Annotated in this window: 19 protein-coding genes; 17 read left to right on the top strand and 2 right to left on the bottom strand. The window is 72.9% G+C overall.

Going from position 1 to position 19,264, the window contains the following annotated elements; all coding sequences use genetic code 11:
* Positions 1 to 35: 35 nt before the first annotated feature.
* The 4 genes from ACIHFB_RS43630 to ACIHFB_RS43615 all read left to right on the top strand — a co-directional run bounded on the left by ACIHFB_RS43630 (position 36) and on the right by ACIHFB_RS43615 (position 4,541).
* On the top strand, positions 36 to 1,301 hold the full coding sequence (locus tag ACIHFB_RS43630) for a beta-ketoacyl-[acyl-carrier-protein] synthase family protein (RefSeq protein ID WP_365287573.1): 1,266 nt from the start codon (positions 36 to 38) through the stop codon (positions 1,299 to 1,301).
* The gene (locus tag ACIHFB_RS43625) at positions 1,298 to 2,584 is read left to right on the top strand and encodes a ketosynthase chain-length factor (RefSeq protein ID WP_365287575.1); all 1,287 of its coding nucleotides are present in this window, start codon (positions 1,298 to 1,300) and stop codon (positions 2,582 to 2,584) included. The genes ACIHFB_RS43630 and ACIHFB_RS43625 overlap by 4 nt, the downstream gene beginning before the upstream one ends.
* A gap of 61 nt (positions 2,585 to 2,645) precedes the next feature.
* The gene (locus ACIHFB_RS43620; protein WP_365287577.1) at positions 2,646 to 2,909 is read left to right on the top strand and encodes an acyl carrier protein; all 264 of its coding nucleotides are present in this window, start codon (positions 2,646 to 2,648) and stop codon (positions 2,907 to 2,909) included.
* Positions 2,910 to 2,924: 15 nt separating this feature from the next.
* On the top strand, positions 2,925 to 4,541 hold the full coding sequence (locus ACIHFB_RS43615) for an FAD-binding protein (RefSeq protein WP_365287579.1): 1,617 nt from the start codon (positions 2,925 to 2,927) through the stop codon (positions 4,539 to 4,541).
* Between the two features lie 25 nt (positions 4,542 to 4,566).
* Here ACIHFB_RS43615 and ACIHFB_RS43610 read toward each other — a convergent pair whose 3' ends face one another.
* Positions 4,567 to 4,869 (bottom strand): antibiotic biosynthesis monooxygenase family protein, encoded by a 303-nt coding sequence (locus ACIHFB_RS43610; protein WP_365287581.1) that lies wholly within the window; start codon positions 4,867 to 4,869, stop codon positions 4,567 to 4,569.
* A gap of 157 nt (positions 4,870 to 5,026) precedes the next feature.
* On the opposite strand from ACIHFB_RS43610, the gene ACIHFB_RS43605 reads away from it, so the two are divergent.
* From ACIHFB_RS43605 to ACIHFB_RS43545, 13 genes are all read left to right on the top strand, one after another.
* Positions 5,027 to 6,037 (top strand): ATP-binding cassette domain-containing protein, encoded by a 1,011-nt coding sequence (locus ACIHFB_RS43605; protein ID WP_365287583.1) that lies wholly within the window; start codon positions 5,027 to 5,029, stop codon positions 6,035 to 6,037.
* Entirely contained in the window at positions 6,034 to 6,858 is an 825-nt protein-coding gene (locus ACIHFB_RS43600; protein WP_365287585.1) for an ABC transporter permease, read from the top strand. Before ACIHFB_RS43605 ends, ACIHFB_RS43600 begins: the two co-directional genes overlap by 4 nt.
* A gap of 45 nt (positions 6,859 to 6,903) precedes the next feature.
* Complete coding sequence (locus ACIHFB_RS43595; RefSeq protein WP_365287587.1) at positions 6,904 to 9,717, top strand: DEAD/DEAH box helicase; 2,814 nt, start codon at positions 6,904 to 6,906, stop codon at positions 9,715 to 9,717.
* Positions 9,717 to 11,018 (top strand): hypothetical protein, encoded by a 1,302-nt coding sequence (locus tag ACIHFB_RS43590; RefSeq protein WP_400129766.1) that lies wholly within the window; start codon positions 9,717 to 9,719, stop codon positions 11,016 to 11,018. The genes ACIHFB_RS43595 and ACIHFB_RS43590 overlap by 1 nt, the downstream gene beginning before the upstream one ends.
* Before the next feature lie 154 nt (positions 11,019 to 11,172).
* Positions 11,173 to 12,669 carry an AMP-binding protein gene (locus ACIHFB_RS43585; protein ID WP_365287591.1) on the top strand — a complete coding sequence of 499 codons (1,497 nt, stop codon included), beginning with the start codon at positions 11,173 to 11,175 and terminating at the stop codon, positions 12,667 to 12,669.
* Between the two features lies 1 nt (position 12,670).
* On the top strand, positions 12,671 to 12,934 hold the full coding sequence (locus ACIHFB_RS43580; RefSeq protein WP_365287593.1) for an acyl carrier protein: 264 nt from the start codon (positions 12,671 to 12,673) through the stop codon (positions 12,932 to 12,934).
* A gap of 2 nt (positions 12,935 to 12,936) precedes the next feature.
* Complete coding sequence (locus ACIHFB_RS43575) at positions 12,937 to 14,097, top strand: hypothetical protein (RefSeq protein ID WP_365287595.1); 1,161 nt, start codon at positions 12,937 to 12,939, stop codon at positions 14,095 to 14,097.
* The gene (trpA, locus tag ACIHFB_RS43570; RefSeq protein ID WP_365287597.1) at positions 14,090 to 15,010 is read left to right on the top strand and encodes a tryptophan synthase subunit alpha; all 921 of its coding nucleotides are present in this window, start codon (positions 14,090 to 14,092) and stop codon (positions 15,008 to 15,010) included. Before ACIHFB_RS43575 ends, trpA begins: the two co-directional genes overlap by 8 nt.
* A 16-nt stretch (positions 15,011 to 15,026) precedes the next feature.
* Positions 15,027 to 15,401 carry an ectoine synthase gene (locus ACIHFB_RS43565; RefSeq protein ID WP_365287599.1) on the top strand — a complete coding sequence of 125 codons (375 nt, stop codon included), beginning with the start codon at positions 15,027 to 15,029 and terminating at the stop codon, positions 15,399 to 15,401.
* On the top strand, positions 15,401 to 16,540 hold the full coding sequence (locus ACIHFB_RS43560; protein WP_400129764.1) for an acyl-CoA dehydrogenase family protein: 1,140 nt from the start codon (positions 15,401 to 15,403) through the stop codon (positions 16,538 to 16,540). Before ACIHFB_RS43565 ends, ACIHFB_RS43560 begins: the two co-directional genes overlap by 1 nt.
* A gap of 27 nt (positions 16,541 to 16,567) precedes the next feature.
* Positions 16,568 to 17,227: a transglutaminase-like domain-containing protein gene (locus ACIHFB_RS43555; RefSeq protein WP_365287603.1), complete on the top strand. Its 660-nt coding sequence runs from the start codon at positions 16,568 to 16,570 to the stop codon at positions 17,225 to 17,227.
* Positions 17,227 to 17,895: an N-(5'-phosphoribosyl)anthranilate isomerase gene (locus ACIHFB_RS43550; protein WP_400129763.1), complete on the top strand. Its 669-nt coding sequence runs from the start codon at positions 17,227 to 17,229 to the stop codon at positions 17,893 to 17,895. The genes ACIHFB_RS43555 and ACIHFB_RS43550 overlap by 1 nt, the downstream gene beginning before the upstream one ends.
* Positions 17,892 to 18,578: an indole-3-glycerol-phosphate synthase gene (locus ACIHFB_RS43545; RefSeq protein WP_400129761.1), complete on the top strand. Its 687-nt coding sequence runs from the start codon at positions 17,892 to 17,894 to the stop codon at positions 18,576 to 18,578. Before ACIHFB_RS43550 ends, ACIHFB_RS43545 begins: the two co-directional genes overlap by 4 nt.
* Positions 18,579 to 18,611: 33 nt before the next feature.
* Here the strand turns inward: ACIHFB_RS43545 and ACIHFB_RS43540 are convergent, their stop codons facing one another.
* Positions 18,612 to 19,223: a hypothetical protein gene (locus ACIHFB_RS43540; protein ID WP_365287609.1), complete on the bottom strand. Its 612-nt coding sequence runs from the start codon at positions 19,221 to 19,223 to the stop codon at positions 18,612 to 18,614.
* Positions 19,224 to 19,264 lie beyond the last annotated feature (41 nt).

The following is a 19,264-nucleotide window of genomic DNA, read 5'->3' as shown; positions in this document are numbered from 1 at the left end:
CGTGACACCTGGAGGACAACTGTGAGGGACAGCCGATGAGAAGGGTCGTGATCACCGGAATCGGAGTGGTCGCCCCGGGTGGAGTGGGAGCCAAGGAGTACTGGTCGCAGCTCACCGCGGGTCGCACGGCCACCCGTGGCATCACCCTGCTCGACCCGGCCCGGTTCCGTTCACGCATCGCCGCGGAGGTGGACTTCGACGCCGCCGCGCACGGGTTCACCGTCGCGGAGACCGAACGGCTCGACCGCGCCGCGCAGTTCGCGGTGGTCAGCGCCCGCGAGGCACTGGCCGACAGCGGACTGGGCGGGCAGCTCGACCCGCTGCGCACCGGGGTCACACTCGGCAGCGCCGTCGGCTGCACCTCCGGCCTGGACGCGGAGTACGCGGAGGTCAGCGACAGCGGCGCCCACTGGCTGGTCGACCACACCCGGGCCGTGTCCCATCTGTTCGACTACTTCGTGCCCAGCTCGCTGGCCGCCGAGGTCGCCCACACCGTCGGCGCCCAGGGGCCGGTCTCGCTCGTGTCCACGGGCTGCACCTCGGGCCTGGACTCCGTCGGCCACGCGGTCGAGCTGATCCGCGAGGGCAGCGCCGACGTCATGGTCACCGGCGCCACCGAGGCACCGATCTCCCCCATCACGCTGGCCTGCTTCGACGCGATCAAGGCCACCACCTCCCGCAACGACGAGCCGGAGAGCGCCTCGCGGCCCTTCGACCGGACCCGGAACGGGTTCGTGCTCGGCGAGGGTTCGGCCGTCCTGGTCGTCGAGGAGCTGGAGCACGCCCGCCGCCGCGGCGCGCATGTGTACGCCGAGATCGCCGGCTTCGCCAGCCGCAGCAACGCCTACCACATGACGGGCCTGCGCACGGACGGCCGGGAGATGGCCGAGGCCATCACCGCCGCCCTCGACGAGGCCCGGCTCGGCCCCGACGCCGTCGACTACGTCAACGCCCACGGCTCGGGCACCAAGCAGAACGACCGGCACGAGACGACCGCGTTCAAGCGCAGTCTGGGCGAGCGGGCCCACGAAGTGCCCATCAGCTCCATCAAGTCGATGATCGGGCACTCGCTCGGCGCGATCGGCTCCCTGGAGGTGGCCGCCAGCGCGCTGGCCATCGAGCACGACGTCGTACCGCCGACGGCCAATCTGCACGAACCCGACCCCGCCTGCGACCTGGACTACACACCGCTGGTGGCCCGCGAGCAGGTGACCGACACCGTGCTCACCGTGGGCAGCGGGTTCGGCGGTTTCCAGAGCGCCATGGTCCTGACCCGTCCGCACCTGGGAGTGAGCGCATGACCGGCACGTCCCTCCTCGAACGTCCCGCCTCCCCCGCCCCGGCGCCCCCGGGCGCCGCCCCGGCGGTCCGCAGCACCCACGCCGTGGTCACCGGCATCGGCGTCGCCGCCCCCAACGGGCTGGGCACCGAGGCCTGGTGGGCGGCGGTGCTGCGCGGCGAGAGCGGTATCGGTCCGCTGACCCGCTTCGACGCCTCCCGCTATCCGGCCCGGTTCGCAGGTGAGGTGCCCGGCTTCGTCGCCGAGGACCATGTGCCGAGCCGCCTGCTGTCGCAGACCGACCAGGTGACCCGGCTGTCGCTGGTGGCCGCCGAGGAGGCACTGCAAGACGCCGGCCTCGACCCGGCCGAGCTGCCCGACTACGCGGCGGGCGCGGTCACCGCGTCCTCCGCGGGCGGCTTCGAGTTCGGCCAGCGCGAGTTGCAGGCCCTGTGGAGCAAGGGCAGCCAGCATGTCAGCGCGTACCAGTCCTTCGCCTGGTTCTACGCGGTGAACACCGGTCAGATCTCCATCCGCCACGGGCTGCGCGGCGCCAGCGGAGTGCTGGTGTCCGAGCAGGCGGGCGGTCTGGACGCCGTGGGACAGGCCCGGCGCCAGCTGCGCAAGGGCGCCTCGGTCGTCGTCACGGGCGCGGTCGACTCCGCGCTGTGCCCGTGGGGCTGGGCCGCACACCTGGCCGAGGGCCGGATCAGCGTCAGCGACGACCCCGACCGCGCCTTCCTCCCCTTCTCGGCGGACGCGAGCGGCTACGTCCCCGGTGAGGGCGGCGCCCTGCTGATCCTGGAGGCCGCCGACTCGGCCCGCGCCCGCGGCGCCCGGACGTACGGCACGGTCGCCGGATACGCGTCCACCTTCGACCCGGCCCCGCAGACGGGCGGCGGTTCCCGGCTGGGTGCCGCGGCCGAACTGGCCCTGGCCGACGCCGGTGTCCGCGCCGACCAGGTCGACGTGGTGTTCGCCGACGGGGCCGGCGAGCGGGATGCCGACCGTATCGAGGCCGAGGCGCTCGGCGGGCTGTTCGGGGCGTACGGCGTCCCGGTGACCGCCCCGAAGAGCATGACGGGCCGGCTCGCCGCCGGTGGCGCCTCCCTGGACCTGGCCGCCGCTCTGCTCTCGCTCCGCGACCAGGTGATCCCGCCCACGACCGGTACGCAGCGCCCCGCCGAGGACTGCCCCCTGGACCTGGTGACGGGCACACCGCGCCGAGACGTCGAACTGCGGACGGCACTGGTGCTGGCACGCGGCCGCGGGGGCTTCAACGCCGCCGCCGTGGTCCGCGCGTAGCCACGGTCGCCGTCACCCGTACCGAAGGAACACCGAGGGAACACCGAAGGAAGAGGTATCCGTGAACCGGCTCGAACTCAACGATCTGAAGACCCTGTTGCGCGAGTGCGCCGGCGAGGAGGAGGGCGTGGACCTGGACGGGGAGATCCTGGACCTCCCGTTCTCCGAACTCGGCTACGACTCGCTGGCCGTGCTCCAGACGACCGGGCGCATCGAGCGGGACTTCGAGGTGCTCCTGGACGAGGAGGCCGTCGACGAGGCCGAGACTCCGCGCGCGTACCTGGAACTGATCAACCGGGCGCTGTCCGAGCGCGCCGGCGTCTGAGCGCGGGTGCGTGAGATGACTGCTCCCAACCGCAGAAGTTTCGTGGCGGGAACGCTCGCCGCGACCGCGGCGACCGCCACGGCCGGCATCACGGCGAAGCCGGCCGCCGCCGCGGCCGGATCCGAGCCCGTCGTGGTCGACCCGGCGGACCCGCGCTACGAGGACCTCGCCGTACGCGGCAGCAACAAGAGGTTCTCCGCCCGCCCCGAGTCCTTCGTGCTGGCGACGACCACCGAGCAGGTGGTGCGGGCGGTGCGCGAGGCCGTACGCGACGGCAAGCGCATCGCGGTGCGCAGCGGCGGCCACTGCTACGAGAACTTCGTGGGCGACGCGTCGGTCCGCCGGGTCATCGACCTCGGCGCGATGGACACCGTCCGCTGGGACGCGGCGCGCGGCGCCTTCGAGATCGGGGCGGGCGCCCGCCTCATGGACGTGTACCGGGCCCTCTACTACGGCTGGGGAGTGACCGTCCCGGGCGGTGCCAGCGCGACGGTCGCCTTCGGCGGCCATGTGCAGGGCGGCGGCTACGGCGCCCTGTCCCGCCGCGAGGGCATCTCCAGCGACCACCTGCTGGCCGTGGAGGTGGTCGTCGTGGACGCCGCCGGCCGGGTCCGCCCGGTGATCGCCACGCGCGAGGCACACGACCCGAACCGGGACCTGTGGTGGGCCCACACGGGGGCGGGCGGCGGCAACTTCGGTGTCGTCACCCGCTACTGGTTCCGCTCGCCCTCGGCCCGGGGCACCGACCCCGGGACTGCTCTGCCGCGCCCGCACGGCAGCGTGCTCACCTCCAACGTGATGTTCCCGCGCGAGGGCATGACCAGGAGCGCGTTCCGCACGCTGGTGGGCAACCACGGCCGCTGGCACGAGCGCAACAGCGGCCCCCGCTCGCCGTACACGGGCCTGTTCAGCGGCCTCGTCCTGCTGGGTCACCAGGGCCAGAACGACCAGGGCCTGAGCGCGATCGCCTTCACCCACCTGGACGCGACGCTGCCCGACGCGCAGCGGCTGCTGGACGACCACATAGCCGCGATCAGCGCCGGAGTGGGCGTGGAGGCGTACGTGGCACCTCCTCAGACGCTGCCGTGGCTGGCGTCGGTGGAGGCGCTGGCGACGGCGCAGGACGCGGAGACCGGCCGGCAGAAGATCAAGTCGTCCTATCTGCGCAGGGCGTTCACCAACGCCCAGATCGACGTCCTGTACGACCGTCTGGGCAGCACGGACCACACCAACGAGTCCAGTTCGGTGTCCATCCAGTCGTACGGCGGCAGGGTCAACACCGTCGCCCCGACGGCGACGGCTTCGGCCCAGCGCGACTCGGTGATGAAGGCCCTGTTCATGAACACCTGGCAGGACCCGGCCCAGGACGCGGCGAACGTGGACTGGCTGCGCCGCCTCTACGCGGGCGTCTACCGCACCACCGGCGGGGTCCCGGTCCCGGACGACCGCAACGAGGGCTGCTTCATCAACTTCCCCGACGTCGACATGGCCGACCCCAAGTGGAACACCTCCGGTGTCCCCTGGCACCGGCTGTACTTCGGCGACAACTACCGCCGCCTCCAGACGGTCAAGGCGAAGTGGGACCCGCGGGGCGTGTTCCACCACCCGTTGTCCGTACGAGCGGCCCGCTGAGGCCTCGTTCCGTACGACGCAGCGCTCAGCTGCTCGTCGTCGCCTTGCGTTCCAGCACCGGCGCGTACAGGTTCGGCTCGCTCGTGCTCAGCGCCCGCAGCGCCTCCGCGTGCGGGGCGAAGTCCGGGTGGGTGACCGCCGCGCGGAAGGCCTCGGCGTCCGCCCATTCGGCGATGTTGACGTACGCGCCCGGCTGTTCGGTGTGGCGCAGCAGACGGTGGCGCAGGAATCCGGGGCGGTCACGGAAGAAGGCCGAGGTGTCGTCGAAGAGCCGCTCGAACTCCTCGGCCGGACCGGTGACCGTGAACCGGTTGATGAAGGTGACCACGTGTTCCTCCGGGCCGGTGAAACGGGCTGACGTAAACGGGCTGACGCAGACATACACACGCACGCTTGCGCGCGCGGCTCGAGCCGGACTCGAAGGGGGACCGAGCGGTGGCATCGACACTGCTCGGACTGCCGCCGACCCACCGGAAGGGACACCCATGGCAAGGCCATCGACGGGATCCGAGTACGCGATCCTCGCCGAGAACGTGTGCAAGCGGTACGGCGACGCCCCGGCCCTGAGCGGGTTCGGACTGCGGGTGCCCGAGGGCACGGTGCACGGGCTGCTCGGCCACAACGGCGCCGGCAAGACGACCGCGGTCCGCATCCTGTCCACGCTGGCCCGGCTGGACGAGGGCCGCGCCGAGGTGGCCGGCTTCGACGTGGTCCGCGACAGCGCGAAGGTGCGGGCGCGGATCGGGCTGCTCGGCCAGAACGCCGCGGTCGACGAGGTGCTCAGCGGCCGTCAGAACCTGGTGATGTTCGGCCGGCTGTACCACCTGGGCAAGCGGGCGGCCGGGGTGCGCGCGGACGCGCTGCTGGAGCAGTTCGGGCTCGCCGACACGGGGTCGAAGCAGGTCAAGGACTACTCGGGCGGTATGCGACGGCGGCTGGACCTCGCGGCCAGTCTCATTCTCGCGCCGCGGGTGCTGTTCCTCGACGAGCCGACGACGGGCCTGGACCCGCGCAGCCGCAACGAGGTGTGGGCCGCGGTGCGTTCGCTGGTCGAGGACGGCACCACGGTCCTGCTGACCACGCAGTACCTGGACGAGGCGGACCAGCTCGCCGACCGGATCTCGGTGATCGCCTCCCCCGGCGGCGCGGGCGGCCGGCTGATCGCCGAGGGCACCCCCGACGAGCTGAAGTCGCAGATCGGCGGCGACCGGATCGACGTCACGGTCCGCCACAGCGGTGAACTGGCCGCCGCGGCCGATGTGCTGGCCCGGATCACCGGCCTGGCCCCGGACACCGACGCCGAGAACCGGCGCGTGGGCGCCCCGGTCCGGGACCGGGTGGCCGCGCTGTCTCAGATCGTGCGCGCGCTCGGCGAGGCGGGTGTCGTGGCCGAGGACATCGCCCTGCGCCGCCCCACCCTGGACGAGGTCTTCCTGCACCTCACCGGCACGGACAGGACCGAGAAGGAAGAGAAGAAGGAAGAGGTGACGGTGTGACCACCGCAGTCCCGCAGTCCGAGGCCGGTACGGGCGGCGTCCGCTGGGCCCTGTCCGACTCCTGGGTGCTGACCGGCCGTTCGCTGGCCCACTGGGCCCGCAACCCCGCCCCCGTCGTCATCGGGCTGCTCTTCCCGATCATGATGGTGCTGATGTTCGGGTACCTGTTCGGCGGGGCGATGCAGGTTCCCGGCGGGGGCGGCTACCGCGAGTTCCTGGTGCCGGGCATGTTCGCGATGACGATGGTCTTCGGCATCGAGGTGACGATGCTGGCCGTGATCAGCGACGCCGCCAAGGGGGTCACCGACCGGTTCCGGGCGATGCCCACGTCCGCCGCGGCGGTGGTGACCGGGCGCAGCATCGCCGACATGCTCAACTCGGTCCTCGGGCTGGCGGTGATGATCCTGTGCGGTCTGGCCGTCGGCTGGCGCGCCAACGACGGGTTCGGCCGGGCGCTGGCCGCCGTCGGCCTGCTCCTGCTGCTGCGCTTCGCCCTGCTGTGGGTGGGCATCTACCTGGGGCTGGTCTTCACGGACCCGGCCGCCGTCACCGCCGTACAGACTCTGGTGTGGCCGCTGGGCTTCCTGTCGAACGCCTTCGTCTCGCCGGACACCATGCCGGGCTGGCTCGCCGCGGTCTCCGAGTGGAATCCGCTGTCGGCGACGGTGACGGCCGTGCGGCGGCTGTTCGGCAACCCCGGCTGGGACACCGGGACCTGGGCGACGGATCAGGCCATAGTCATGGGTGTGGTGTGGCCGGTGATCATTTTTGCCGTTTTCTTCCCGCTGTCCGTGCGACGCTACCAGCGGCTCGGCAGCTGAGACCGGCCGTACGCACGGGACGAACGAAGGGGAACCCAGAGGGACATGGCAGTGATGACGGGCGTTCGAGCCGACGACCTCACGCGGTGCGCGGTGCTCTTCGAGGCGGCCGACCCGCCTCGTGCCGGCACCGTGGTGTTCTGGGATCCGACGGGCCCGGTGACCGAGGACGCGAGTGATGCCGTGGACGTCGTCACCGTCGAGGACGACACCCCCGTCACCCGCACCGTGGCGGCCCTGCGCCTGTCCGTCGCGGACGCGCTGCCGGTGCTGGCCCGGGCGGCCCGGCCGGGGGCACAGGCGCATCCGGCCGCCGCGTTCTGGGGCGGCGCGGTCGCGATCGCCCTGCACCTGGCGGCCCGGGAGCGGCTGCTGCCGGGCGTCACACCGGCCGGCTACGACGCCTGGCGGACCGGCCCGCTGGACCTGGACGACGTACGACGGGTGCGCGCGCTGGCCGGCGCCGCGCCGCCCGAGGCGTACGCCGCCGCCCTGCCGGGCACCGGTGGCGCGACCGTGCGGCTGGCCGAACCGGAGGGCCTGGTACGGGCGTTCCTGGATGCCGTCGCCGACACGCTGCCGCGTACCCCGGCGGCCCACGCGGCCACCGGCCGGGCCGCCTTCGCCGCCGTCGAGCCCCAGCACGTGCCCCAACTGCGGGCCTGGGCCGAGGAGATCTCGGCGGGGCTGGACTCGGGGGTACGGGTGTCGCTGCGCGTGGAGCTCACCGAGACCGGTACCGACGCCGCTCCCACGCTGCGTCTGGTCCCCCGCGCCCACAGCCTCGCCGACCCCACGCTCGCCCTCGACGCGGAGGAGCTCTTCGCCAGCGTCGACCACGCCCTCGGCCACCGCGCCCAGGCCGACACCGTACTGGCCGTACGCCGTGCCGCGGGCGTGTGGGAGCCGCTGGAGCGGCTGTTGCCCGTGCCGCGCGCCATGGACCTGTCCGACCGGGACGTGAGCGACCTGCTGGGCGGCGGCGCCGGCCGGCTGCGCGCCCACGGCATCGACGTGCTGTGGCCCGGGGACGCCGGCCGCACGCTGACCGCCCGCGCCGTGGTCGGCGCCGACCTTCCGCCGCCGGCCGACCTGCGCTCCTTCTTCGGCGGCGACGGCACCGTCGGTCTGCGCTGGCAACTCGACCTCGACGGCGACCCGTTGACGGACGAGGAGACGGACGAGGTGGCGACCGGCCGCCCCGTCGTACGACTGCGCGGCGACTGGATCCTGGCCGGTGCGGACCTGGCCCGCAAGGCACGCGAGCGGGAGGTGGGCGCGCTCTCCGCGATCGAGGCGCTCGCCGTCGCCCTGACCGGGTACGCGCGCGCCGGCAAGGAGCAGGTGCCGGTGGCGCCCACGCCGTGGCTGCTGGCGCTGCGGGCCCACATCACCGATCCGGACGGCGGCTCCGAGCCCGTACGGCAGCCCGCGGCGCTCACCGCCACCCTGCGCGACTACCAGCTGCGCGGACTGCGCTGGCTGGAGCGGATGACCTCCCTGGGTCTTGGCGGCTGCCTCGCCGACGACATGGGCCTGGGCAAGACGATCCAGCTGATCGCGCTGCATCTGCTGCGCCAGGAGCACCCCGACAGCAGCGGCCCGACCCTGGTGGTCTGCCCGGCCTCGCTGCTGGGCAACTGGCAGCGCGAGGTGGGCCGGTTCGCGCCCGGTACGGCGGTACGCCGCTACCACGGCACGGGCCGCACCCTGGACGGCGCCGACGAGGGGTTCGTCCTGACGACGTACGGCACGATGCGCCTGGACGCCGAGCGGCTGGCCGGGCACCGCTGGAGCATGGTCGTCGCCGACGAGGCCCAGCACGTCAAGAACCCGCACTCCAGCACCGCGAAGGCGCTGCGGCTGATCCCCGCCGACGCGAAGATCGCCCTCACCGGTACCCCCGTCGAGAACAGCCTCTCCGAGCTGTGGGCGGTGCTGGACTGGACGACGCCCGGACTGCTCGGCGGATACGGCGAGTTCCGCCGGCGCTGGATGGCGCCGATCGAGGCGGAGCGCGCCGCGGGCGAGCGGGAGCGGCCCACGGCCACACGGCTGGCCGGCCTGGTACGGCCGTTCCTGCTGCGCCGCCGCAAGTCCGATCCGGGCATCGCGCCGGAGCTGCCGCCGAAGACGGAGACGGACCGGCCGGTCGCGCTGACCGCCGAGCAGTCGGCGCTGTACCGCGGGCGGGTGGCGGAGGTGATGGGGCAGATCCGCGGCAGCGAGGGAATCGCCCGCAGCGGTCTGGTCCTGAAGCTGCTCACCGGCCTGAAGCAGATCTGCAACCACCCCGCCCAGTTCCTCAAGGAGGAGGACTCGGCGCTGACGGGCCGTTCGGGGAAGCTGGAGCTGCTCGACGAGCTGCTCGACACGATCATCGCCGAGGACGGCGCCGTGCTGGTGTTCACGCAGTACGTCGCCATGGCCCGGCTGCTTCAACGGCACCTGCGCGAGCGCGGCGTGCCCGCCCAGCTCCTGCACGGCGGCACGCCCGTGCCCAAGCGCGAGGAGCTCGTCCAGCGCTTCCAGGACGGGGAGGTGCCGGTCTTCCTGCTGTCGCTGAAGGCGGCGGGCACCGGCCTGAACCTGACCCGGGCCGAGCATGTCGTGCACTACGACCGCTGGTGGAACCCGGCGGTGGAGGCGCAGGCCACGGACCGCGCGTACCGGATCGGCCAGACCAGGGCCGTCCAGGTGCACCGGCTGATCGCCGAGGGCACCGTCGAGGACCGTATCGCCGCGCTGCTGGAGTCGAAGAAGGAGCTCGCGGACTCGGTTCTCGGCGCCGGTGAGCAGGCGCTGTCGGAGCTGACCAACGACGAACTGGCCAACCTGGTCGAGCTGAGGAGCGTGTGATGGCCGCGAGCCAACGCAGCGATGACAGCGATGCCCGGGGTTTTCCCGCGTTCGCCGCACGCAAGGGCGGCCGTGCCCGCGGCCAGTCGTTCTGGGCCAAGGCCTGGACCGAGGCCGTCGAGGACACCTGGCCGCAGGAGGAGCCGCTGAAGCAGGGCCGCGCCTTCGCCCGCACCGGGCGGATCGGTCCGGTCACCGTCAGCCCGGGGCGGATCTCCGCGGAGGTGTACGGCGGCGAGGAGGCCCACACGACGGTGATCACTCTGCGGGAGCTGGACGAGCAGGAGTGGGAGCTGCTGTGGGAGAAGACCGCCGACCGGCCGCAGGAGACGGAGGCGCTGCTGGCGGGTGAGCTGCCTCAGGACCTCCTGGAGGCGGTGGAGGACGCCCGGGTGCGGCTGTTGCCCGGGTACGGGGACCTGGACGCGGACTGCGACTGCGACGCCCTGGACCATCCGTGCCCGCACGCCACGGCCCTGTGCTACCAGATGTCGTGGCTCCTGGACACCGATCCGTGGCTGCTGCTGCTGGTGCGGGGCAGGGGCGCCGCCGAGGCCGTGGAGGAGCTGAAGTCCGAGCTGCTGCTGCGGGCCATGGCGGGCGACGACGACGACGAGGACGCGGACGACGCAGACGGAGTCGGCGAGAGTCCGGCCGAAGTCGCCCCGTCGGACGCCCCGTTGCCCGGTGTGGACCCGCTGGCCGCCTGGTCGCGGGAGGCGTCGCCGCTGCCGGAGCTGCCGCCGCTGCCCGCCGCGCCGGACGGCGCCGACGAGCCGGTCACCGGCATCGAGGCCGACCCGCTGGAGCAGTTGGTCGCCGACGCGGCCGTACGCGCCAGATCGCTGCTCGGGTACGCGCGGGGCCTGACCGACCGGCCCGCGCCGCCGCTCGACCTGTGGCAGGACACCGTACGCATCGCCGCCGTCCATCCCGATCCCAGAGTGCCGGTGCGGCTGCGGGAGAGCTGCGGCCGTCCGCCCGAGGAACTGGACCGTGCGGCCGAGGCGTGGCGCACCGGCGGGGCGGCGGGCCTGGAGGTGCTGGAGCACACCTGGTCGCCGTCCGCCCAGGAGACCGCGCGGGCACGTGCGGCGCTCTCGGCGGGCTGGGAGGCGGACGAACTGCCGGAGCTTCAGGTGCGGGACAACCACTGGACGCCGGCCGGGCGGGGCATCCAGCTGCGGCTGGGCCGCGACGGGCGCTGGTACCCGTACCGCCTGCGGGCCGGTGAGTGGTGGCCGGCCGGCCCTGCGCACAGCGACCCGTCGGACGTCCTCGTGGACCTGACCGACGACTGAACGACCGTGCAGGTCAAGGGGCCCCGTCACCGGGTGGTGACGGGGCCCTTTCTTGCTTGAGGTGCACCGCGGCTCGATCAGTTCTCCAGACCACGACAGCACGATCGGGAGCCACAGGTACCGCGAGCCGCGCACGGAGACAGAGGGAGGGATCTTGACCGGACAGGCCACGGCACACCGTTCCGCTCTCCTCGACGGTGTCCTCACGCAGGCACGGCGCACCCCGCACGCGACGGCTCTGGTGTGGCGGGACGAGGAGATCGGCTACGACGCGCTGCTGCGCCGCGCGGAACGGGAACGGGCCCGGCTGGCAGGTCTGCCGGACGACGAGCCGGTCGCCGTACCGGCCGTGAAGTCACCCGCCACCGTCGCGCTGGTACTGGCCTGTCTGCTGGAGCGCCGCCCGGTGCTGCTGCCCGCCGCCACCCTCGGATCCGACGCCGTCGACCGGCTGCACGAGCAGGCGGGTGTACGGCATGTGCTGCGGCCGTACGACGATCCCCCGCCGCACAACGCGGACACCCCGCGACCGCCCGCGCCGCCCGCCGACCGGCCCGCGCTGCTGCTCACCACGTCCGGCTCCACCGGACTGCCGAAGATCGTCCCGCTGGACGCGGACGCGGTCGACGCCTTCACCGGCTGGGCCGCCGAGGCCTTCGGCATCGGGCCGGGCACGACGGTGCTCAACTACGCGCCGCTCAACTTCGATCTGTGCCTGCTCGACGTGTGGACCACCCTCGCGCACGGCGGCCGGGTCGTGCTCGTCGACCCCGACCAGGCCCTCGACGGTCCGCGTCTGCTCGGCCTGCTGACCCGGCATCAGGTACAGGTCGTCCAGGCCGTCCCCATGTTCTTCCGGCTGCTCGCCGACGCGGCGGACGCCGCCGAGGCGGTGCTGCCCGCCGTACGGCACGCCATGTTCACCGGCGACGCCGTCCCCGGGCCGCTGCTCGCCCGGCTGCCCGGTCTGCTGCCCGGCGCCCGGCTGCACAACATCTACGGGTGCACCGAGACCAACGACAGCTTTGTGCACGAGGTGCCCGCCGCGGCCGCGGCGGGCGGCGGTCCGCTGCCGCTGGGCCGGCCGCTGCCCGGCGTCGACGCCCTCCTCGTCACCGACGAGGGCACGGTGCTGGCCGGGCCCGGCACCGGTGAACTCCTCGTCTCCACCCCGTTCCAGACCCGCGGCTATCTGGGCGCCGCGGCCGCCGCACGGGCGTTCGTGCCGCACCCGGCCCGCGGCGGCGACGCACCGGGGCGCCGCTACTTCCGCAGCGGCGATCTGGTGCGCCGGCACCCGGACGGCTCCCTCACTCTTCAGGGCCGCACCGACTTCCAGGTCAAGGTGCGCGGGGTGCGGGTCAACGCCCAGGAGGTGGAGCACGTCCTGCTCGGCCACGACGAGGTCACCGAGGCGGCCGTCCTGGCCCTGCCCGACCCGGTCGCGGGGCGGCTGCTGCACGCGGTCGTCCGACGGGCACCGGGCTCGGGGCTCAACAGCCTGACGCTGCGCGGGCATCTCGCCCGCCGACTGCCCCGGGCGGCGGTCCCCTCCGGAGTGCGGATCGTCGACGACCCGCTGCCCAGGACCGCCACCGGCAAGGTCGACCGCGACCGGGTCGCTTCGGCCCACTTCACCAAGGAGAACTGACATGAGTCACGCCCAGGCCGTCAAGGAGTTCGTCGTCAAGGAGTTCCTGCCGGACGTGCCGGCCGAGGAGCTCTCCGACGACCTCGACCTCATGGCGAACGGCGTCATCGACAGCCTCGGGCTGCTCAAGGTGATCGCCTGGCTGGAGGACCGCTACGGCGTCGACACGGACGCCGTCGACCTGGATCCCGAGTCGTTCACCTCCGTCGCGGCGATCGCCGCGTTCCTCGCGAACGCGCCGCGCGAGCACGCGGGGGCCGCGTAGTCATGCACGAGGCCGTCGTCTCGCTCATCGGCCGGGACCGTCCCGTGGAGCCGGCGGTGTGGCGGTCGTTCTGGGACCAGCTGCACTCCGGTGACCTGCGCCGCGGCGAGGCCACGGCCCTGCTCGCCTCGCTGTCCACGAGGATGCCCGACCGCCTCACGCTTCAGGCGTTCCTGCACTCGCTGGCCGAGCGCCGGCCGGCCCGTCCGGCGGACACGTTCCCCGGCGCCGTCAACATCGTCGGCACCGGCGGCGGGCCGCGCACCTTCAACATCTCCACCGCGGCGGCCTTCGTGGCGGCGGCGATGGGCGTGCGGGTCGTCAAGACCGGCTCCCGCGCCTACACCGGCACCTGCGGCTCGCTCGACCTGCTGGAGCGGCTCGGCATCGCGCCGACCACGTCGTACGAGCAGACCCAGGACACCCTGGAACGCCACGGCGTCGCCTTCGCCGGGTACTTCGTGTACCCCGCGGAGATCGCGCTGCTCGCCCGGGCCGTCGCCCCCCTGGACCTGCGCCGGCTGGGGTCGTTCGTCAACACGCTCGGCCCCTTCCTGGCCGACATGCCGGTGCGCGCACAGGTGACCGGGGTGTCCCACGGTTCAGCCGCGCCCCAAAGGGGCGCGGGGCTGTATCCATATGCGGCTCCGCCGCGGGGCGCGACCAGCCACAACGGACCCGCAGCCGAGAGACGACACATCGCGGCACAACCCGCGGAGCGCCTCGCGGGGCTGCGGCAGGCGGCCGAGCATGTCTCCCGGGCGACGGGCCGGACGGTGTGGCTGGCGGACAACGACGCCGGCGCCGACGAACTCCTCGCCTTCACCGCCAACCGGGTGCGGTGCTACGAGGACGGCGCCGAGGACGAGTTCACCCTGACGCCCGACGCGCTGGGCCTGGGTTCCGGCAGCCTGGCGGACCTGGCCCGGCCCGAGGAGGCCGGTGTGCAGGAGGCCGCGGACCTCTTCCTGGAGGTCCTTTCCGGCCACGGCACCCCGGCGGCCACGCAGACCGTCTGCCTCAACGCCGCCGCCCTGGCGGTGGCGGGCCGCTTGACCGGCGACTGGCACGAGGCGCTGCGCGCGGCCCACGCCACGGTGCACGACGGCTCGGCGCTGTCCCTGCTCGACCGGCTGCGCACCCGGGAGGCGGCCCATGTCTGAGCGCGGCCGCGTGCCCACTCCACCGCCGCTGCCGGGCCTGGCCCCGGGGGCGGTACCCGGGGTGGCGGCCCTGTCCCTGGCGTCCTACCAGGCGGCGGACAGCGGGTTCTTCCCGCACCGCCGCCCCGGCCGGCCGGGAATCGCCGTGTTCCTCAACGCGGGCGATCCCCCGCTTCAGACCCTGCCCGAACTCGCCGCGATGCTCGACGACAGCGACATCGACTGTCTCGAACTGGCCGTGCCGTTCCCGGACTCCGTCACCGACGGCCCCGTGATCCGCCGCAGCGCCGACCGTGCGCTGTCCCGCGGGATCACCCTCGAAGCCGTCCTCGACGCGGTGGCGGCCCTGCGCCCGTCCCTGCGGCGCCTGCGGATCGCCCTGCTCGCCGACTGGAGCCACACGGTCAAGGGCCGGGACCTGGGCGACTTCTCCCGCGCCGTCGCCGACGCCGGCTGCGACGGACTGCTGCTGCACGGTCTGCCGCCGAGGCTGCGGACCGCTCATTACGAGGCCGCCCACCGGGCCGGACTGCCGCTGGTCACGACCTGCTACGCGGTCTCCTCCCCGGCGGTCGTGGCGGAGGCCGCCGCACACGCCTCCGCCTACCTCTATCTGGTCGCCCACTACGGCCGCAGCGGCACCACCGCCGCCCCGGACCACGACCGGCTCGCCGCGACGCTCACCGCACTGCGCGCCAGGACCCGCGTCCCGGTCGCCGTCGGATTCGGCGTCCGCACCGGGGCCGACATCTCCGCACTGGAGGAGCTGGGCGCCGACGCCGCCGTCGTCGGCAGCGCCGGCGTGGCGCGTATCGAGCGGGCGCTGGCCGAACGGCGCGACCCCGTACGGGAGTTCGCCTCCTTCGTCACGGAGCTGCGCCGCCCGGTCGTCCGCCACCTCACCACCGTATGAAGGAAGGAAGCCACACATGATCGTGCGATCCATCGACAGCGTCCGCTGCGTCGACTGGGGCAACGGGCTCAGCCGCCGGTTCCTCACCGAGTCGGACGGCCTCGGCTATACCGTCACCGACACGATCGTGCGGGCCGGCACCAAGTCACGGCTGGAGTACCGCCGTCACCTGGAGGCCTGCTACTGCATCGCGGGAAGCGGCGAGATCGTCGACATGAGCGGCGACTCCCACCCCATCACCCCCGGCACGCTGTACGCCCTCGACCAGCACGACGCGCACTGGCTGATCGCCGGCCCGGACGAGGACCTGCGCCTGGTGTGCATGTTCACTCCGGCGCTGCGCGGCGACGAGCGTCACCAACTCGACTCGGACGGGTTCTCCCACTACTGATGATCACGTGGACCGAGGACCAGCGGCGACTGCGCGAGGGTCTCGCGCCCCTGCTGGCGAAGCTCAGCGACGGACACGTCGAGCGGGACGCCGACGCCGCCTTCCCGCGCGCGCAGTGGGAGCTGCTGCGCGCGACGGGCATCCTGGGCCTGCCCTTCGAGGAGCGGTGGGGCGGGCTCGGCCAGGATCTGCTGACCACGATGTACGTCCTGGAGGGGCTGGGTCTGGGCTGCCGTGACGCGGGGCTGAACTTCTCCGTGTGCAGCCATCTGGTCAGCACCGGCGTGCCGTTGCAGCGTTTCGGTTCCGAGGAGTTGAAGGCCCGCTATCTGCCCGGGCTGTGCTCCGGCGAGCTGATCGGCGCCCATGCGATCAGCGAACCCGACAGCGGCTCGGACGCGCTGGCGATGCGTACCCGGGCCGAGCGGGACGGCGACGACTTCGTCCTCACCGGCAGCAAGGCCTTCGTCAGCAACGGCCCGGTCGCCGATGTGATCACCGTGTACGCCCGCACCAGCGACCGCCCCGGACCGCTGAGCATCACCGCGTTCCTCGTCGACCGCGCCACGCCCGGTCTCACCGTGGGGCGGCCGGTGGCGAAGATGGGGCTGCGCACCTCCCCGCTGTGCGAGCTGTACTTCGACGAGTGCCGGGTCCCGGCCACGCAGGTCGTCGGCCGCAGGGGCGGCGGCTTCCTCGTCATGGACCATGTGATGCGCTGGGAGATCCTGTGCTCCTTCGTCATCAACGCGGGCGAGATGCGCGACCGGGTCGAGCGCTGCGCCGAGTACGCCCGCACCCGCACCCAGTTCGGGCAGCCGATCGGCTCCTACCAGGCCGTGTCGCACAAAGTCGTGGACATGGAGATCGGGGTGGAGACCGCCCGGCACTGGCTGTACTCGGCCGCGGCCAGGCTGGCCGCCGGCGAGAACGTCACCCGTGACATCGCGATCGCCAAGCTGGTCACCAGCGAGGCCAACGTCGCCTCGGCGCTCGCCGCGGTGCAGATCTTCGGAGGCAACGGCTACATGGCCGAGTACGGCATCGAGAAGGAACTGCGCAACTCGGTCGCCGGGACGATCTACTCCGGCACCTCCGAGATCCAGCGCAACCGCATCGCCTCGACGCTCGGCCTGTGACCCCCAAGGAAAGCGGACCCCACCACCATGACCGCCCTGGCAGCAACCGAATTCATCGACCACCACAGCCCCGAGGTGCACGCCTTCGTCCGCCGGACACTGCCGCCGACCGCCACCACCCCCACCGAGCAGGCGGTGGCCCTGTACTACGCCGTGCGGGACGGCATCCGCTACGAGGTCTACGGCGCCGACCTCTCCCGCGAGGGCCTGCGCGCCAGCCGGGTCGTGCGCACCGGCGCCGGGATGTGCCTGCACAAGTCGGTGCTGTACGCGGCCGCCCTGCGTTCCCTCGGCATCCCGGCCCGCCTGGTCCTGACCGACGTACGCAACCATCTCGCGTCCGAGCGGCTCAAGGAGCTGCTGGGCGGGGACGTGTTCCACCAGCACGGGCTGACCTCGCTCCGCCTCGATGGGCGCTGGGTGAGGGCGACCCCGGTGTTCAACAAGACCCTGTGCCGGCTGTACCGGATGGCTCCGCTGGAGTTCGACGGCACCGCCGACAGCGTCCACCACCCCTTCGATCTGAAGGGGCGGCGCCAGATGGAGTTCCTGCGCGAGCACGGCGAGTTCGACGAGCTTCCCTACGAGCGGGTGATCGGCGACCTGCGGACCGCGCACCCGCGGCTGTTCGACGCGGCGGGTGAGCGCTTCGCGGAGGGGTCCCTGGCAGGCGAGGCGGCCGCGTAGTGCTGGTCAAGTTCTGCGGCGCCACGACCGCGGCCGAGGTGCGGGGCGTCGCCGACGCGGGCGCCGATCTGGTCGGGCTGTGGCACGGGGTTCCGGGCGGGCGCGCGGAGCTGTCCGCGCGGGGGCTGGCCGGGCTGGCCGCCGAGGCGCGGGCCACGGGCCGGCTGCGGTCCGTGCTGGTCACCTTCGGCTCCGACGCCGAGGCCCTGGCCCGGCTGACCGCCGACGGCGGCCCGTCGTGGATCCAGCTGCACGGCTACCAGCGGCCCGCGACGGTCCGCGCCCTGCGCGCACTGGTCCCCGACGGCGTACGCATCGTCAAAGTCCTGCACGTACAAGGCGGTTCCTGCGTGGAGTCGGGTCTGATCGGCGCCTACGAACGGGCCGGCACGGACTGCTTCCTGCTGGACGCGGTCACCGCGGACGGCCGGGTCGGCAGCACGGCACAGCCCCTGGACGAGACCGCCGTGACCGCTCTGGCCGACCGCATGACCCGTCCCTTCCTCCTGGCGGGCGGATTGCGCGCGGACAACCGGGACCGGTTCGCCGACGCGGTCGCCCATCCCCGTTTCCTCGGCATCGACGTGGACTCCGCCGCGCGCGGCGCGGACGGACTGCTCGCCCCGGCGAACGCGGCGGCGGTGGCCGGCGCCTGGAGGACGTCATGACGTTCGTGGAGGCACTGACGTCGGCCGCACGTCCGGTGATCATGGAGGTCAAGCGGCGGGACGCCGACGGCACCGACCTCATCGGCGCACGCACGGTCGCCGAGGTCGTCGCCGGGTACGAGGAGGCCGGGGCGCCGTGTGTCTCGGTGGTCACCGGCCGCTGGTTCGGCGGCAGCGAGGAACTGCTGAGCGAGGTCGCCGCGCTCACCGATCTGCCTTTGCTGCGCAAGGACTTCCTCACCTCACGCCGCCAGCTTCGGCGCAGCCGCGAACTCGGTGCCTCCGCAGTGCTGCTGACGGTGAAAGTCCTGCCCACCGACGTCCTGGCAAGCCTGGTGGACCACGCGCTCGACCTGGGCCTGACCCCGTTCGTGGAGGTCACCGACGCCACCGAGGCAGCCGCGGTGCCCCGGGCGTCCGCCTGCGTGATCGCCGTCAACAACAAGGACATCGCCACCCGTGAACGCCTCCCCGGCGACCTCGACCGCAGCACCGCCCTGCTGCCCACCGTCCTGAACACCGCCCCCCGCCGCACCATCAGCGCAAGCGGCATCACCGACCCCACCGACGCCGCCCACCTCCTCGACGCAGGCTACGACGGCCTGCTCATCGGCACCGGCCTACTCCGCACGGCGGACCCGGCCCAGTGGTGCGCCGCCCTGGACGCAGCACGGGCCGCCTGACACGAGGTCAGGCGGCCCGTGACTCAGGGCGGTTCATGGGCGCCGGGCGCGGCCGGTCGCGCGGCGGCCGCGGGACGTGCGGCCCCAGGGTTTGTAGACGGAGATCACGGCTGCGGCTGTGAGCAGGGCGAACAGGAGGGGGACGCTCCATACCAGGAAGTCGGCGGGCCAGCCGGGGCGTGGCGGGGTGCCGCCTGCCTCGGCGGTGTTCTCGGTGGCCTTGATGACGATCGGGTGGATGACGAACCAGGCGAAGATCGTCATGAAGAGGGTGATCACCCACTTGGCGATGATCCACCAGTGCAGCAGCAGGCCCCAGGCCGTGCCGCAGGACAGCAGGATGCCGGAGATCGCGGCGGTGACGCTGAACACCGTGACGCTGGTGTCGTCGAAGACGTACATCGCGTAGAAGACGCCCTTGGCGATCGCCGCGTCCTCGGTGGTGAACCCCATGACGGCCAGGACGGCCATGGACAGCGACAGCCCGACCCAGCCGACGGACGTGACGACATGGATCGCGAGCGTCAACTTGCGGGTCCGGCGGCTGAGTTCGAACCTCTTCTTCTTCCCGGTGTCCTTCTTTGCGGTGTTCCGGTTCGCGGTGTTCTGGTTCTGGTTCCTGACGGCGCTCTGGGGAGCGGACAAAACGCAGCCTCGCCTTCGTCCTGTGGGGGTGTCGACAGCGG

This window comes from Streptomyces sp. NPDC051963, from assembly GCF_044593495.1.
Classification (GTDB): domain Bacteria; phylum Actinomycetota; class Actinomycetes; order Streptomycetales; family Streptomycetaceae; genus Streptomyces.
This window is presented reverse-complemented; position numbering and strand designations above follow the sequence as displayed.